This window comes from Klebsiella sp. GL120222-02 (genome assembly GCF_003097195.1).
Taxonomy (GTDB): Bacteria; Pseudomonadota; Gammaproteobacteria; order Enterobacterales; family Enterobacteriaceae; genus Klebsiella; species Klebsiella variicola.
Genome location: NZ_QEQO01000001.1, coordinates 778,178 through 791,938 on the forward strand (window position 1 = coordinate 778,178; position 13,761 = coordinate 791,938).

14 protein-coding genes are annotated in these 13,761 nt (G+C 59.5%); 9 read left to right on the top strand and 5 right to left on the bottom strand.

Features of this window, described 5'->3' with window-relative positions; genetic code table 11:
* Window positions 1-35: 35 nt before the first annotated feature.
* From N438_RS03900 to clcB, 6 genes are all read left to right on the top strand, one after another.
* Complete coding sequence (locus tag N438_RS03900) at window positions 36-305, top strand: DUF1161 domain-containing protein (RefSeq protein WP_008805014.1); 270 nt, start codon at window positions 36-38, stop codon at window positions 303-305.
* A 150-nt stretch (window positions 306-455) separates the two neighbouring features.
* The gene (gene ynfE, locus N438_RS03905; RefSeq protein ID WP_023297555.1) at window positions 456-2,891 is read left to right on the top strand and encodes a selenate/tellurate reductase subunit YnfE; all 2,436 of its coding nucleotides are present in this window, start codon (window positions 456-458) and stop codon (window positions 2,889-2,891) included.
* Between the two features lie 10 nt (window positions 2,892-2,901).
* Window positions 2,902-3,519 carry a DMSO/selenate family reductase complex B subunit gene (locus N438_RS03910; protein ID WP_008805016.1) on the top strand — a complete coding sequence of 206 codons (618 nt, stop codon included), beginning with the start codon at window positions 2,902-2,904 and terminating at the stop codon, window positions 3,517-3,519.
* A 1-nt stretch (window position 3,520) separates the two neighbouring features.
* The gene (locus tag N438_RS03915; protein WP_032732946.1) at window positions 3,521-4,378 is read left to right on the top strand and encodes a dimethyl sulfoxide reductase anchor subunit family protein; all 858 of its coding nucleotides are present in this window, start codon (window positions 3,521-3,523) and stop codon (window positions 4,376-4,378) included.
* Window positions 4,379-4,419: 41 nt separating this feature from the next.
* Complete coding sequence (dmsD, locus tag N438_RS03920) at window positions 4,420-5,028, top strand: Tat proofreading chaperone DmsD (protein WP_008805018.1); 609 nt, start codon at window positions 4,420-4,422, stop codon at window positions 5,026-5,028.
* A 133-nt stretch (window positions 5,029-5,161) separates the two neighbouring features.
* Window positions 5,162-6,457, top strand: coding sequence for a voltage-gated ClC-type chloride channel ClcB (clcB, locus tag N438_RS03925; RefSeq protein WP_012968309.1), 1,296 nt, complete (start codon window positions 5,162-5,164; stop codon window positions 6,455-6,457).
* Here the strand turns inward: clcB and bioD are convergent.
* The 3 genes from bioD to N438_RS03940 form a co-directional block, all read right to left on the bottom strand.
* Window positions 6,410-7,105, bottom strand: a complete 696-nt coding sequence (bioD, locus tag N438_RS03930) for a dethiobiotin synthase (RefSeq protein WP_012541855.1) — start codon at window positions 7,103-7,105, stop codon at window positions 6,410-6,412. The two genes, clcB and bioD, sit on opposite strands and share 48 nt — an antisense overlap.
* 127 nt (window positions 7,106-7,232) lie before the next feature.
* The gene (gene mlc, locus N438_RS03935; protein WP_032691385.1) at window positions 7,233-8,453 is read right to left on the bottom strand and encodes a sugar metabolism global transcriptional regulator Mlc; all 1,221 of its coding nucleotides are present in this window, start codon (window positions 8,451-8,453) and stop codon (window positions 7,233-7,235) included.
* Window positions 8,454-8,577: 124 nt separating this feature from the next.
* Window positions 8,578-9,480 (bottom strand): LysR family transcriptional regulator, encoded by a 903-nt coding sequence (locus N438_RS03940; RefSeq protein ID WP_008805022.1) that lies wholly within the window; start codon window positions 9,478-9,480, stop codon window positions 8,578-8,580.
* Window positions 9,481-9,610: 130 nt separating this feature from the next.
* Between N438_RS03940 and N438_RS03945 the strand changes: the two genes are divergently transcribed.
* Window positions 9,611-10,861: an MFS transporter gene (locus N438_RS03945; RefSeq protein WP_116696094.1), complete on the top strand. Its 1,251-nt coding sequence runs from the start codon at window positions 9,611-9,613 to the stop codon at window positions 10,859-10,861.
* Between the two features lie 30 nt (window positions 10,862-10,891).
* Here the strand turns inward: N438_RS03945 and N438_RS28690 are convergent, their stop codons facing one another.
* Window positions 10,892-10,984, bottom strand: coding sequence for a hypothetical protein (locus N438_RS28690; protein ID WP_004206050.1), 93 nt, complete (start codon window positions 10,982-10,984; stop codon window positions 10,892-10,894).
* A 216-nt stretch (window positions 10,985-11,200) separates the two neighbouring features.
* On the opposite strand from N438_RS28690, the gene N438_RS03950 reads away from it, so the two are divergent.
* Window positions 11,201-12,688 (top strand): carboxypeptidase M32, encoded by a 1,488-nt coding sequence (locus N438_RS03950; RefSeq protein WP_116696095.1) that lies wholly within the window; start codon window positions 11,201-11,203, stop codon window positions 12,686-12,688.
* 175 nt (window positions 12,689-12,863) lie between these two features.
* The gene (gene asr, locus N438_RS03955) at window positions 12,864-13,283 is read left to right on the top strand and encodes an acid resistance repetitive basic protein Asr (RefSeq protein ID WP_043875352.1); all 420 of its coding nucleotides are present in this window, start codon (window positions 12,864-12,866) and stop codon (window positions 13,281-13,283) included.
* A 173-nt stretch (window positions 13,284-13,456) separates the two neighbouring features.
* Here the strand turns inward: asr and N438_RS27775 are convergent, their stop codons facing one another.
* On the bottom strand, window positions 13,457-13,594 hold the full coding sequence (locus tag N438_RS27775) for a hypothetical protein (RefSeq protein ID WP_153690771.1): 138 nt from the start codon (window positions 13,592-13,594) through the stop codon (window positions 13,457-13,459).
* Window positions 13,595-13,761: the final 167 nt, after the last annotated feature.

A 13,761-nucleotide genomic window follows, 5' to 3' on the forward strand; every position in this document is an offset into this window, starting at 1 on the left:
GCTTAATTCTGGATAACATCGATAAGGAGTGTAAGATGAAACTATCCCTCTGGACAGGCGCCGCACTACTGCTGTGCTCCACGACCGTGCTGGCAGCCCCCGACTCATGTGAACGGGTCAAAAGCGACATCCAGCAGAAGATCATCAACAATGGCGTACCGGAAACCGCCTTCAGCCTGGCCATTGTGCCAAACGATCAGGCTGACCAGCCCGGGGTTCAGGTGGTCGGTCATTGCGCCAATGACACCTTCAAAATCACCTATACGCGTAACAGCGACAGTCCCGCCGAAAACGACGCTCAGTAAGCCCACTTCGGTTTCAAATGAAAGATCTTATCCCTGCATTGACCAGGGATAAGATCTGCTGGCTACCCATAACGTATTATCGCTCACCCCTGCGTCTGTTAATGACGTGGCGGCCCTTCTCCGCACAGCATAACTATCATGGAGTGAGCAATGTCGAATCAGGAATCCCCCGGCGGCGTCTCCCGACGCGCGCTACTCAAATCCACAGCCCTCAGCTCTCTGGCGCTGGCCGCCGGCGGGCTTACCCTGCCCTTTACACTGCGCAGCGCCGCGGCAGCAGTACAACAGGCTACCGGCGACAACACCCGCATTGTCTGGGGCGCCTGTTCGGTCAACTGCGGTAGCCGCTGCGCCCTGCGGCTGCACGTGCGGGATGATGAAGTGGTTTACGTCGAAACGGATAATACCGGCGACGACCGCTACGGCGACCACCAGGTCCGCGCCTGCCTGCGCGGGCGCTCTATTCGTCGGCGCATCAATCATCCGGATCGCCTTAACTATCCCATGAAGCGCATCGGCAAGCGCGGGGAAGGCAAATTTGAACGCATCAGCTGGCAGGAGGCGCTGGATATCCTCGCTGACCGTCTGAAAAGCACCGTTGCCCAGTATGGCAATGAAGCCGTGTACATTAACTACTCTTCGGGGATCGTCGGCGGCAACATCACCCGTTCGTCGCCTTCAGCGTCGCCGGTAGCGCGGCTGATGAACTGCTACGGCGGCTCGCTTAACCAGTACGGTACCTACAGCACCGCACAGATTGCCTGCGCGATGCCCTATACCTACGGCAGCAACGACGGCAACAGTACTTCGGATATTGAAAACAGCAAGCTGGTGGTGATGTTCGGCAATAACCCGGCGGAAACCCGGATGAGTGGCGGCGGCATTACCTGGTATCTGGAGCAGGCTCGCGAGCGCTCTAACGCGCGGATGATCGTTATCGACCCGCGCTACACCGATACCGCCGCCGGTCGGGAAGATGAGTGGATCCCTATTCGTCCCGGCACAGACGCCGCGCTGGTCGCCGGTATCGCCTGGGTGCTGATAAACGAGGATCTCGTCGACCAGCCATTCCTCGACAAATACTGCGTTGGCTACGATGAGAAAACGCTGCCGGTCGGGGCGCCGGCAAACGGCCACTACAAAGCGTATATTCTTGGCGAGGGTGACGACGGCGTCGCCAAAACGCCGCAGTGGGCCTCGCGTATTACCGGCATCCCCGCCGATCGCATCATTAAGCTGGCGCGCGAAATCGGCATGAGTAAACCGGCTTATATTTGCCAGGGCTGGGGACCGCAGCGCCAGGCCAACGGCGAACTCTCCGCCCGCGCGATCGCCATGCTGCCGATCTTAACCGGCAACGTCGGCATCAACGGCGGCAACAGCGGCGCCCGCGAATCAACCTACACCATCACTATCGAACGTCTGCCGGTGCTGGAAAATCCGGTGAAGACCGCCATCTCCTGCTTCACCTGGACCGACGCCATCGCTCGAGGCCCGGAGATGACCGCCACCCGCGACGGCGTGCGCGGCAAAGAGAAGCTGGATGTGCCGATCAAGTTCCTGTGGAACTACGCGGGCAACACCATCATCAACCAGCACTCCGACATCAATAAGACCCACGAGATCCTGCAGGACGAAAGCAAGTGCGAGACCATTGTGGTTATCGACAACTTTATGACCTCGTCGGCGAAATACGCCGACCTGCTGCTGCCCGATCTGATGACCGTTGAGCAGGAAGATATTATTCCCAACGACTACGCCGGCAATATGGGCTATCTCATTTTTATCCAGCCTGCTACCTCGGCGAAGTTCGAACGCAAACCGATTTACTGGATCTTAAGTGAAGTGGCGAAACGGCTCGGCGACGACGTGCATCAACGTTTTACCGAGGGGCGCACGCAGGCGCAGTGGCTGCAGCATCTGTATGCCAAAATGGTGGCGAAAGACCCCGCGCTACCTGGCTACGACGACCTGAAACAGATGGGCATCTACAAGCGTAAAGATCCGAACGGCCACTTCGTCGCCTATCGCGACTTCCGCCGCGATCCTGAATCGCATCCGCTCAAAACCCCGTCCGGCAAAATTGAAATCTACTCCAGCCGGCTCGCCGAGATTGCCGCCCACTGGCAGCTGGAGAAAGACGAAGTTATCAGCCCGCTGCCGGTCTACGCCTCCACATTTGAAGGCTGGGACGATCCGCTGCGCAGCCAGTATCCGCTGCAGCTGTTTGGTTTCCACTATAAAGCGCGCACCCACTCCAGCTACGGCAACGTCGATGTATTACAAGCGGCCTGTCGCCAGGAAGTGTGGCTCAATCCGCTTGACGCAGAAAAACGCGGGATTAAAAACGGCGATATGGTGCGCGTCTTTAATCAGCGCGGCGAAGTCCGTCTTCCGGCGAAAGTGACGCCACGCATCATGCCGGGCGTGTCGGCGATGGGCCAGGGCGCCTGGCACGACGCGAATATGGCCGGAGACCGGATCGACCATGGCGCCTGCATGAATACGCTGACCACCCACCGCCCATCGCCGCTGGCGAAGGGGAATCCACAGCATACCAACCTGGTCGACATCGAAAAGGTTTAAGGAGTAAACCATGAGCACGCAATATGGATTCTTTATCGATTCCGCTCGCTGTACCGGGTGTAAAACCTGCGAACTGGCCTGTAAGGACTACAAGAATCTCACCCCGGAGGTCAGCTTCCGCCGCATCTATGAGTATGCCGGCGGCGACTGGCAGGAGGACAACGGCGTCTGGCAGCAGAATGTGTTCGCCTACTACCTCTCCATCGCCTGTAACCACTGCGAAGATCCGGCCTGCACCAAGGTCTGCCCAAGTGGGGCGATGCACAAGCGCGACGATGGTTTTGTGGTGGTCAACGAAGCGGTGTGCATTGGCTGCCGCTACTGCCATATGGCCTGCCCGTACGGCGCCCCGCAGTACAACGCCGACAAAGGTCATATGACCAAGTGCGACGGCTGTCACGAGCGCGTCGCCGAGGGGAAAAAGCCGATCTGCGTCGAGTCCTGCCCGCTGCGCGCGCTCGATTTCGGGCCGATTGCCGAGCTGCGCGCCAAGCACGGCCAGCTGGCCGCAGTGGCCCCGCTGCCCTCGGCGCACTTTACCAGGCCGAGTATCGTGATCAAACCTAACGCCAATGCCCGTCCGTGTGGCGATACCACCGGTTATCTGGCAAATCCAAAGGAGGTGTGAGATGGGAAGCGGATGGCATGAATGGCCGCTGGTGCTGTTTACGGTACTGGGGCAATGCGTGGTCGGCGCGACCCTCGTCAGCGGGCTGGGCTGGCTATCGCTGACAAACCAACGCGAAGCGCAGCAGCGGCTGGTGCGCAGCATGTTTTTTATCTGGCTGCTGATGGGCATTGGTTTTCTGGCTTCGGTGATGCATCTCGGTTCGCCGCTGCGCGCGTTTAACTCGCTGAACCGCGTCGGCGCCTCGGCGCTGAGCAATGAAATCGCCAGCGGCGCCTTGTTCTTCGCCGTGGGAGGATTCTGGTGGCTGCTGGCGGTAGTGGGCAAAATGCCGGCGGCGCTGGGTAAAGCCTGGCTGGTGATCGCCATGCTGTTAGGCCTGCTGTTTGTTCTGGCGATGACCCGGGTTTACCAAATCGATACTGTGCCAACATGGTACAATGGCTACACTACCAGCGCGTTCTTCCTGACGGTGCTCCTCAGCGGGCCGCTGTTCGCCGCCCTGCTGCTGCGGCTGGCGAAAGTCGACTTTAACGGCTGGTTTTTTGCCGGACTCAGCGTGGCCGCGCTGGCGATCGGCGCCGCCGTTATCATCATGCAAAGCGCCGGACTCAGTACCATTCACAGTTCAGTCCAGCAGGCAGCCACCCTGCTGCCAGATTACGGCACACTCCAGGCGTTACGCCTGATACTGCTGGCTCTCGGTCTTGGCTGCTGGCTGTGTCCGCTGATCCGCCGCCAACCGCCGCGCGCTACGGGGCTGCTGATCGGCCTGCTGCTGGTCTTGATCGCGGAATGTATTGGTCGCGGCCTGTTTTATGGTCTGCATATGACCGTCGGTATGGCGGTTGCCGGTTAATGAGACGGCGCGCTGGCGCGCGCCGCAGAAAGGAATAAGTAATGATGCCGATCCCAAACCGCGACGCTGTCGCGTTAAGCGCTCGCACCCTGGGCGCGCTGTTCTCTTATGCGCCGAATAGCGCGCACATTGCGCCGCTGGTCGCCGCCTTCCAGGACGGCAGCTGGCAGCAACAGTGGCCCTTCCCGGTAACCGCCCCGCTGGCGTCAGCCTTTGCCGCGTCGACGGAAGAGTCATTACCGGAAGCCTGGCAACGCCTGTTTATCGGCCCGTGGGCCCTGCCGGCGCCGCCATGGGGATCCGTCTGGCTGGATAAAGAGTCAGTGCTGTTTGGCGATTCCACGCTGGCCCTGCGCGAGTGGATGCGCACGAACGGCATCGCACTGGACGCCGAGCGTAACGAACCGGAAGATCATTTCGGCACCCTGCTGCTGCTGGCGGCGTGGCTGTGCGAGACGGAGCAGGATGCGTTGTTTGCCCAGCTGCTGGCCTGGCACCTGCTGCCGTGGTCCGGGCGCTTTCTGAGCGTCTTTGTCGACCATGCCGCCCACCCCTTCTACCAGGCGCTGGGTCAGCTGGCGCAGGCAACGCTGGCGCAGTGGCAGGAGAATCTGCCGATCGCCGTGGCGGAAAAAGCGCTCTATCGTTAACCCTTCACCGCGCCGGTATCCGGCGCGGTTTTATTTCGCCGCTTCCCAGCCCCTCACCCGCACTTATCGCTTTTGCATCTAAGGTTATTCCCTATCAAAATAAGACCATGTTTTCCGAACCTCGCCGTGACTGATGCACCGTCTTCACCCCTATCCTGATGTGCAGGTGATGTTTCGCCGCCTGCTGATCGCCACCCTGATTGGCCTTCTCGCCGCCCTGGCGGTGGCGCTGTTTCGCCATGCGATGGTGGTGCTGGAAACGCTGTTTCTCGGCAATGACAGCGGGAGCCTGGTCAACGCGGCGCAGTCGCTGCCGGCGTGGCGGCGACTGATTACCCCCGCGCTGGGCGGCCTGACGGCAGGGGCACTTCTCTGGCTGTGGCAGCGACGCAGCATCGCGCGCCCGCATGCCGCCACCGATTATATGGAAGCCCTGGAGACCGGCGACGGTTGCTTCGATACGCCGGCAAGCCTGGTGAAATCGCTGGCGTCATTGCTGGTCGTGGTCACCGGCAGCGCGATTGGCCGGGAAGGCGCCATGATCCTGCTGGCCGCGCTGGCGGCGTCGCTGTTCGCCCGCCGCTTCACGCCGCAGACTGAATGGAAGCTGTGGGTCGCCTGCGGCGCCGCTGCCGGGATGGCCAGCGCCTATCATGCCCCGCTGGCCGGCAGCCTGTTTATTGCTGAAATTCTCTTTGGCACGCTGATGCTGGCCTCGCTTGGGCCGGTCGTTATCTCGGCGGTGATCGCCCTGCTGTTGACGCAGTTTCTCAACGGCGGCGCCGCGCCGCTGTACCACGTCGTCCTGCAGCAGAACCTCAGCGCGCTGCACTATGGTTTAATGCTGGCGACTGGCCTGCTGGCCGGGCTGTGCGGCCCGCTGTTTATCTGGCTGATGGACTACAGCCACCGCGGGTTCGTCAAACTGAAACTGACGCCGCCGTGGCAGCTGGCGCTGGGGGGGCTGATTGTCGGCGGCTTATCGCTCATCACCCCGACGGTGTGGGGCAACGGCTACAGCGTGGTGCAAAGCTATTTGCAGATGCCGCCGTCCGGCGTACTGCTGGCCGGCGTTTTCCTGTGCAAACTGCTGGCGGTGCTGGCCAGCAGCGGCTCCGGCGCGCCGGGCGGGGTCTTTACCCCCACGCTGTTTGTCGGCCTGGCGATGGGCATGCTCTTTGCCAGCGTCAGCGGGCTATGGCTACCGGGGAATGAAGAGATGGCTATGATGATCGGTCTGACCGGCATGGCGGCGTTTCTGGCTGCCACCACCCATGCGCCAATCATGTCGACCCTGATGATTTGTGAGATGACCGGGCAGTATGCGCTGCTGCCCGGCCTGCTGATCACCTGCGTGGTGGCGTCGGTGCTGTCGCGGACGTTACGCCGGGATTCGATCTATCGCCATCACGTTGCCGAGCATGTCTAAGTCGACGTAGCGGCTCAGCTCACGCTGTTCGGCGCGCGGCAGGTACGGCAGCTCGCCAATCAGCGGCGCCGGCAGCTTCTTACTGAGGACATCGATGATTTCAGCGTAGTGCGCGAGACCGGGGTTGATGCGGTTGGCCACCCAGCCGATCAGCGGCAGCCCGTCATTGGCGATCGCCTGGGCCGTCAGCAGCGCATGGTTGATACACCCCTCCTGGATCCCCACCACCATCAGCACCGGGAGCTGCTCCTGTACCACCCATTCGGAGAGCGGTCGCAGGTCGTTCATCAGGCTGCGCCAGCCGCCGGTGCCTTCAACCACCACGTGATCGACCTGACCGGCCAGTCGCTGCAAACCATCCGACAGCAAACCGTAGTTGATCGGGCAGCTGTGCGCCACGCTGCTTTCGTCTTCACTTAACGCTATGGGATTGACAGCCTCATACGGCAACGCCAGCGTGGAGACGCTCTGCAGCACCAGCGCGTCTTTGTTACGCAAACCGTCTGGCGTCTCTTTGCTGCCCTTCGCCACAGGCTTGTACCCGGCCACGCTTTTGCCTCTGGCAGCAAGTGCCTGCAACAGCGCACGGGAAACCACTGTCTTCCCGACAGAGGTGTCTGTACCTGTAATAAAGAAACGCTTAAACATCACTAACCCCACAGTTTTGTCGATGAAATATACGGGAGAGAAATAATCAACAGTGGGCAAAGTCTACGTGATGCCGCCAGAGGTCGGCTTGAGATAGCGCAATTTTTGGTGTGACTATGAAAAAATGTTAACCCTGTAACAGTCGTATGAGTAAGGATCCGTTATAGAGCGCATCCTTGACCAGCGCCGCGCCAGCCATCGTGCCACGATTGGAAAATTGGGTGCTTTCAACCGCGATATGCTGGCTGTAGGCCGGGAGCGATTGTTGCCGAATGCAGCTGGAAATTGCCGGAAAAAGGATATCTGCCGCCAGATTAAACGGCGAGCCAATCAGAATTTTCTGCGGGTTAAACAGATTGACCATGATCGCCAGAATCCGGCCGACGTGGTTACCCACGCCGCTGATAATGTCTCTGGCCAGCAGATCGCCCTGCAGCGCGGCCTGGCACAGCCACTCCACGCTCAGCGGACGCTGGTGCAGCAGCGAGCTCATCGACTGGGCCATGCGCATCTGCGCCAGCTCCAGCACGCTCTCTACGCTGGCAATGGTTTCCAGACAGCCATGGTTGCCGCAGTAGCAGCGCTTGCCGTAGGGATCGACCTGAGTATGGCCGATCTCCACCAGGCTGCTGCTGCCAGCATGCAGCAGGCGTCCGTCGGTGATAACCCCGGCGCCGACGTTATGATCGATGACCACCTGAATGACATCCCGGGCGCCGCGCGAGGCGCCGAACAACGATTCCGCCATAGTCCAGGCGCTGATGTCATGCTGAATGTAGACCGGCACCCCGGTATGGTTGGCCAGCACATCGCCCAGCGGCACATCTTTGACATCCTCATAAAACGGCATGCGATGAATAATGCCATTTTCGGTATCAATAATACCCGGCATCGTCATGGCGATGGAGGTGAGCCGTTCCAGCTTCTTCTGGTGGCGAATAAAGAACCGATCGATATGATCAATAATACGGGTCAGAAACGGCGTGCTGTCGGTAAGGGCCAGCTCCAGCTGATCCTCCACCACCAGCTGACTGCTTAAATCACGCAGCGAAAGGTGGATTTCGCCGCGGCTGATGCGCACCGCAAGATAGTGCCAGGCCTCGGTTTCTACCATCAACCCCACCGCCGGGCGGCCACGGCTGCCGGGCTCCTGGATCTCCGTCTCCTGCACCAGATGCGCTTCCAGCATCTCGCGGACAATCTTGGTGATGCTGGCGGGAGCCAGTTGCGCAAATCGGGAGAGGTCGATACGCGATACCGGGCCGAGCTGATCAATCAGGCGATACACGGCGCCCGCATTGGTCTGCTTAATTTGATCGATATGGCCTGGTTGACTATCCGCTACCACCATTGACTCCCTTTATTTTCGCGCTTCGAAATAAACTTTCGGCTATGGTGAAGCACTTCGATGGTGAACGTCAAATTTTTACTTAGCCTTGTGATTTACCGCACATTTCCAGCCTCTTTTCGCCTCAATTGTGCTCGGTTTTCCAGGCCAGCAGCGACTCGCGAAAGCGTTTTGCCAGCGCTCCCTGTTCATGATGTTTCGACCACACCAGCCACATCTCCGACACCGCATCCTGTTCGTCGATCGGCAGCCAGCGCATTTCACTGAGCTGTACGCGCTGAAAGGAGGCCGGCAGGATAGACACCCCCAGTCCGGCGGCCACCAGACCAATAATGGTCATCGCCTCCCCCACCTCCTGGGCAATCACCGGCGTATGGCCGTAACGACGCAGCAAGCCGAGGATATCGTCATACAGGCCGGTACCCACGTGCGGGTCGAAAAAGACGAAGGGTTCGCGCGCCAGCGCCGCCAGGCTGACCGAGGGCTGGCGGGCCAGCGGATGGTCGGCAGGGACCATCGCCAGCAATGGCTCGCGCAGCACCCGCTCCCACGCCAGGGTGTCCGGCAGTTGGGTATTGCGCAGGAGCCCCAGATCGAGAGCCCCCTCGCTCAGTGGCACAATCTGTTCGCGGGTGTTGGTCTCGCGGGTCAAAATATGCACATCCGGGTAGCGCTGACGAAACATCGACAACGTATCGGATACCGCCTTGATAAAGGGGGCCGAGGAGGTAAAGCCGATACGCAGTTCGCCGGTTTCACCGTGATGCAGACGCGCAGCGCGGGCGGCCGCGTCATCCACCTGGGCAAGAATTTGTCGGCTATCGGCGAGAAACTGCTTTCCGGCCGCCGTCAGACTGACGCTGCGATTGGTGCGCGCGAACAGGCGGGCGCCGGTCTGCTGCTCGAGGATCTGAATTTGCTGGCTTAACGGCGGTTGAGAAATATTCAGTCGCGCTGCGGCCCGGCCAAAATGTAATTCCTCCGCGACGGCGACAAAATAGCGCAGATGACGCAACTCGATATTCATATTTAAAACGTCTTATTTGAGATTATTAATATATTAGACAGAATATTTACATTTTCATACCCTAAAAATGTGAGCTGAATGGTCACAACATTCTGTTGGTAAGCAGCAACTTCTACGCAAGGAATTCTCTGTGAGTCGTACAACAACCGTTGACACCGTGCCGGCGGGCGAGGTCAGCGTCGCTGGTGTATCCCGCCCGGATCAGTTTATTAAGCGCGGCACCCCGCAATTTATGCGCGTCACCCTCGCGCTATTCTCCGCCGGTCTGGCCACCTTTGCCCTGCTCTACTGCGTGCAACCGATCCTGCCGGTGCTGTCGAACGAGTTCGGCGTATCCCCGGCCAGCAGCAGTATTTCACTCTCCATTTCCACGGCGATGCTGGCGGTGGGCCTGTTGTTTACCGGCCCGCTATCCGACGCCATCGGGCGCAAGCCGGTGATGGTCACCGCCCTGCTGCTGGCCGCCTGCTGCTCGCTGCTGTCGACCATGATGACCAGCTGGCACGGCATCCTCATTATGCGTGCCCTGATCGGCCTGTCGCTGAGCGGCGTGGCGGCGGTCGGCATGACCTATCTGAGTGAGGAGATCCACCCCAGTTTCGTCGCCTTTTCGATGGGGTTATATATCAGCGGCAACTCCATCGGCGGCATGAGCGGCCGCTTGCTGACCGGGGTCTTTACCGATTTCTTCGGCTGGCGCGTGGCGCTGGCGGTGATCAGTGGCTTCGCGCTGGCCGCGGCCATCATGTTCTGGCGCATTCTGCCCGAGTCGCGCCATTTCCGCTCGACCTCGCTGCGACCGAAAAACTTGCTGATCAACTTTCGTCTGCACTGGCGCGACCGCGGTCTGCCGCTGCTGTTCGTCGAAGGTTTTCTGCTGATGGGCGCTTTTGTCACCCTGTTTAATTATATTGGCTACCGGCTGATGATGTCGCCGTGGTCGCTAAGCCAGGCGGTGGTAGGCCTGCTGTCGGTGGCTTATCTCACCGGGACCTGGAGTTCACCGAAGGCAGGGGCCATGACCGTACGCTTTGGCCGCGGACCGGTGATGCTCGGCTTTACCGTTGTCATGCTCTGCGGCCTGCTGCTGACGCTCTTTTCTTCCCTGTGGCTTATTTTCATCGGTATGCTGCTGTTTTCCGCTGGCTTCTTCGCCGCGCATTCCGTCGCCAGCAGCTGGATTGGCCCACGCGCCCGCCGCGCCCGCGGTCAGGCGTCATCGCTGTATCTGTTCAGCTATTATTTGGGTTCAAGTCTTGCCGGGACGTTAGGCGGGGTATTCTGGCATCACTACGGCTGGAACGGCGTCGGTGGGTTTATCGCGCTGCTGCTCCTTGCCGCGCTGTTGACCGGCACCTGCTTACATCAACGACTGAAATAGTCGCGTGTGACGTGGCCTGCGGGCCACGGTTCACCACATGCCCATAATGGAAGACAAGCCCATCAACTCTCTGACGGCATCAACGGACAGCAGTGCAATAAACAGCCAGGTGAACGGATTCATAAACCACCCCCGAACCTCCAGACCTGTGTAATCGATCACAGTTTAGTACCGATATGTTACCGTTTTCTGTCACACCGATCACAGAGGTGAGCTTATTCTCCCGCCATGTGTCTTTCCCTTCCCCTGTGCGCAACGCTCGACCCGCCGGGCGTATCAGGATAGTGTAGAAGGATACCGATAACCTGTTCATTCACCTGTCACGGACCGAACGCCACTATGACTGAAAATACGCCTTATCAGCAGCTTACTCGTACCTTTCAGCGCCTGTCGCGCTTTTCGCATCTCTCCGCCATCGCTGGCTGGGATATGTTTGCGATGATGCCTCCGGGTGGCAGCGCCGCCCGGGGCGAAGCGCTGGCGGAGCTCGGCGTGCTGCAGCATCAGATCCTGACCGATAAAAAAGTGGGCCAATGGCTGCAGGAAGCCCGCCAGCAGGACCTCAACGACGTCGAGCAGGCCAATCTGCGGGAGATGCAGCGTCAGTACGATCAGGCCGCGCTGCTGCCGGAGAGCCTGGTGGAGGCAAAATCTCTTGCCGGCAGCCGCTGTGAGCATGCCTGGCGTAGTCAGCGTCCCGCTAACGACTGGGCTGGCTTTGCCGACAATCTTCGCGAGGTGGTCAGGCTGAGCCGTCAGGAAGCGCAGATCCGCGCCGATGCCAGAGGCGGCTCACGCTACGACGCGCTGCTCGATATTTTCGAACCAGATATGACCAGCGCCCGGCTGGATAGCCTGTTTGCCGACCTCAAGTCCTGGCTGCCTTCCCTGCTGCGGCAAGCGGTCGCTAAGCAAGCGACGCAGACATTACTCGCCCCGCAGGGGCCTTTCCCGATTGCCGCTCAGCGCGAGCTGGGCCTGCAGGCCATGCGCATCCTCGGCTTTGACTTCGACGGCGGGCGCCTCGACATCAGCGCTCACCCGTTCTGCGGCGGCGTCCCCCAGGATGTGCGCATCACCACCCGCTACAACGAAAACGACCTGCTCAGCGCCCTGTTCGGCGTGATCCACGAAACCGGCCACGCCCGCTATGAACAGAATCTGCCTCGCCCGTGGGTCGACCAGCCGGTAGGACTCGCTCGCTCCACCGCTATCCACGAGTCGCAGAGCCTGTTTTTTGAAATGCAGCTGGGACGTAGCGAGCCTTTCCTCAACCGCCTGTTACCGGCGGTGCGTGAGCGTTTTGGCGATCAACCAGCCTTTAGCAGCGACAACTTTGTCGCCTGGAATCAGCGGGTGAAACCGGGCTTTATTCGCGTCGATGCCGATGAGGTCAGCTACCCGGCGCATGTGATCCTGCGTTATGAAATTGAACGCGCGCTGATTGACAGCGAGATTGAAGTAGATGATATCCCGGCGCTGTGGGACGAGAAGATGCAGCACTGGCTGGGGCTGTCGACCACCGGCAACTACCGGGACGGCTGCATGCAGGATATTCACTGGACCGACGGCGGATTCGGCTATTTCCCTTCCTATACGCTGGGTGCGATGTATGCCGCCCAGCTGATGGCCGCCGCCCGGCGCGCGCTGCCGACGTTAGACCGCGATATTGCGGAGGGCGATTTCAGCGCCCTGTTCGACTGGCTGCGGCAGAATATCTGGCAGCATGGCAGCCGCTTCTCCACCTCGCAGCTGATCCAGCAGGCCACCGGCGAGGATCTCAACAGCCGCTACTTCCGCGAACACCTTACCGCCCGCTATCTGTGATCGTACGCGCCGGGCTACCCGGCGCGTCCTTCCACTCCCCACGGCCAGGCGTGTTGTACATTCGGTTACACGCCGATACCAAACACTCACGGAAAGCTCGAAAAGACAAGCATATAGTGATTTCACCGGCCCCGCAGTGGGGTTGAAATTAAGAAAACTTTTCGAGGATATCAGAATGAAAAAAGTATTAGCTCTGGTCGTTGCCGCTGCTATGGGTCTCTCTTCCGCCGCTTTCGCTGCTGACGCAGTAAGCACCACTCAGGCACCGGCTGCTACCCACAGCACTGCTGCCAAGACCACCCATCACAAAAAACACCACAAAGCCGCGGCAAAACCAGCTGCAGAGCAGAAAGCTCAGGCTGCCAAAAAACACAAAAAAGCAGAAGCTAAACCAGCCGCTGCCCAGAAAGCCCAGGCCGCTAAAAAACACAAAAAAGTAGAAGCTAAACCCGCTGCTCCGCAGAAAGCTCAGGCGGCTAAAAAGCACCACAAAGCTGCGGCTAAACCGGTAGCACAGAAAGCGCAGGCTGCAAAAAAACACCACAAAACCACTAAACACCAGGCCGCTAAACCTGCTGCACAGCCGGCAGCATAATTCCTCCCGGTGAACTAACCTTCTTAATAATCGGCGCTGTTTCAGCGCCGTTTTTTCTGGAGAGCACTATGCTGCGGCGCTATCGTTTCGAGCTCATCCTGATCCTGTTAATCATTTGCGCAGTGGTTGCTACCCGCTTTTTCCTCTATTAATCATTTCCGCCACGCTCTCATTTACTGCTTCTGCTGGCTTTGCAGAATAATAAATACCGTACGGCGATCGCTGACGACACCTTCCCGCGTCTCATTACCCTGAAATTCCTGCGGCACAAAAAATGCCCGGCGCCCGAAGACGCCAGACACTGTAGTCATAAACTAGCGCGCGCCGGCCACCTCGCGGTGACCAGACGCTTCACAGTACGCGCACCGCTTCCATCACCAGATAACCGGTCGCGCCCCAGATAGCGACTGAGACCAGGGAAACATAAACCAGTGCGCGAATACCTTTTTTAGACATATACCCTCCCAACGTCGGGGAA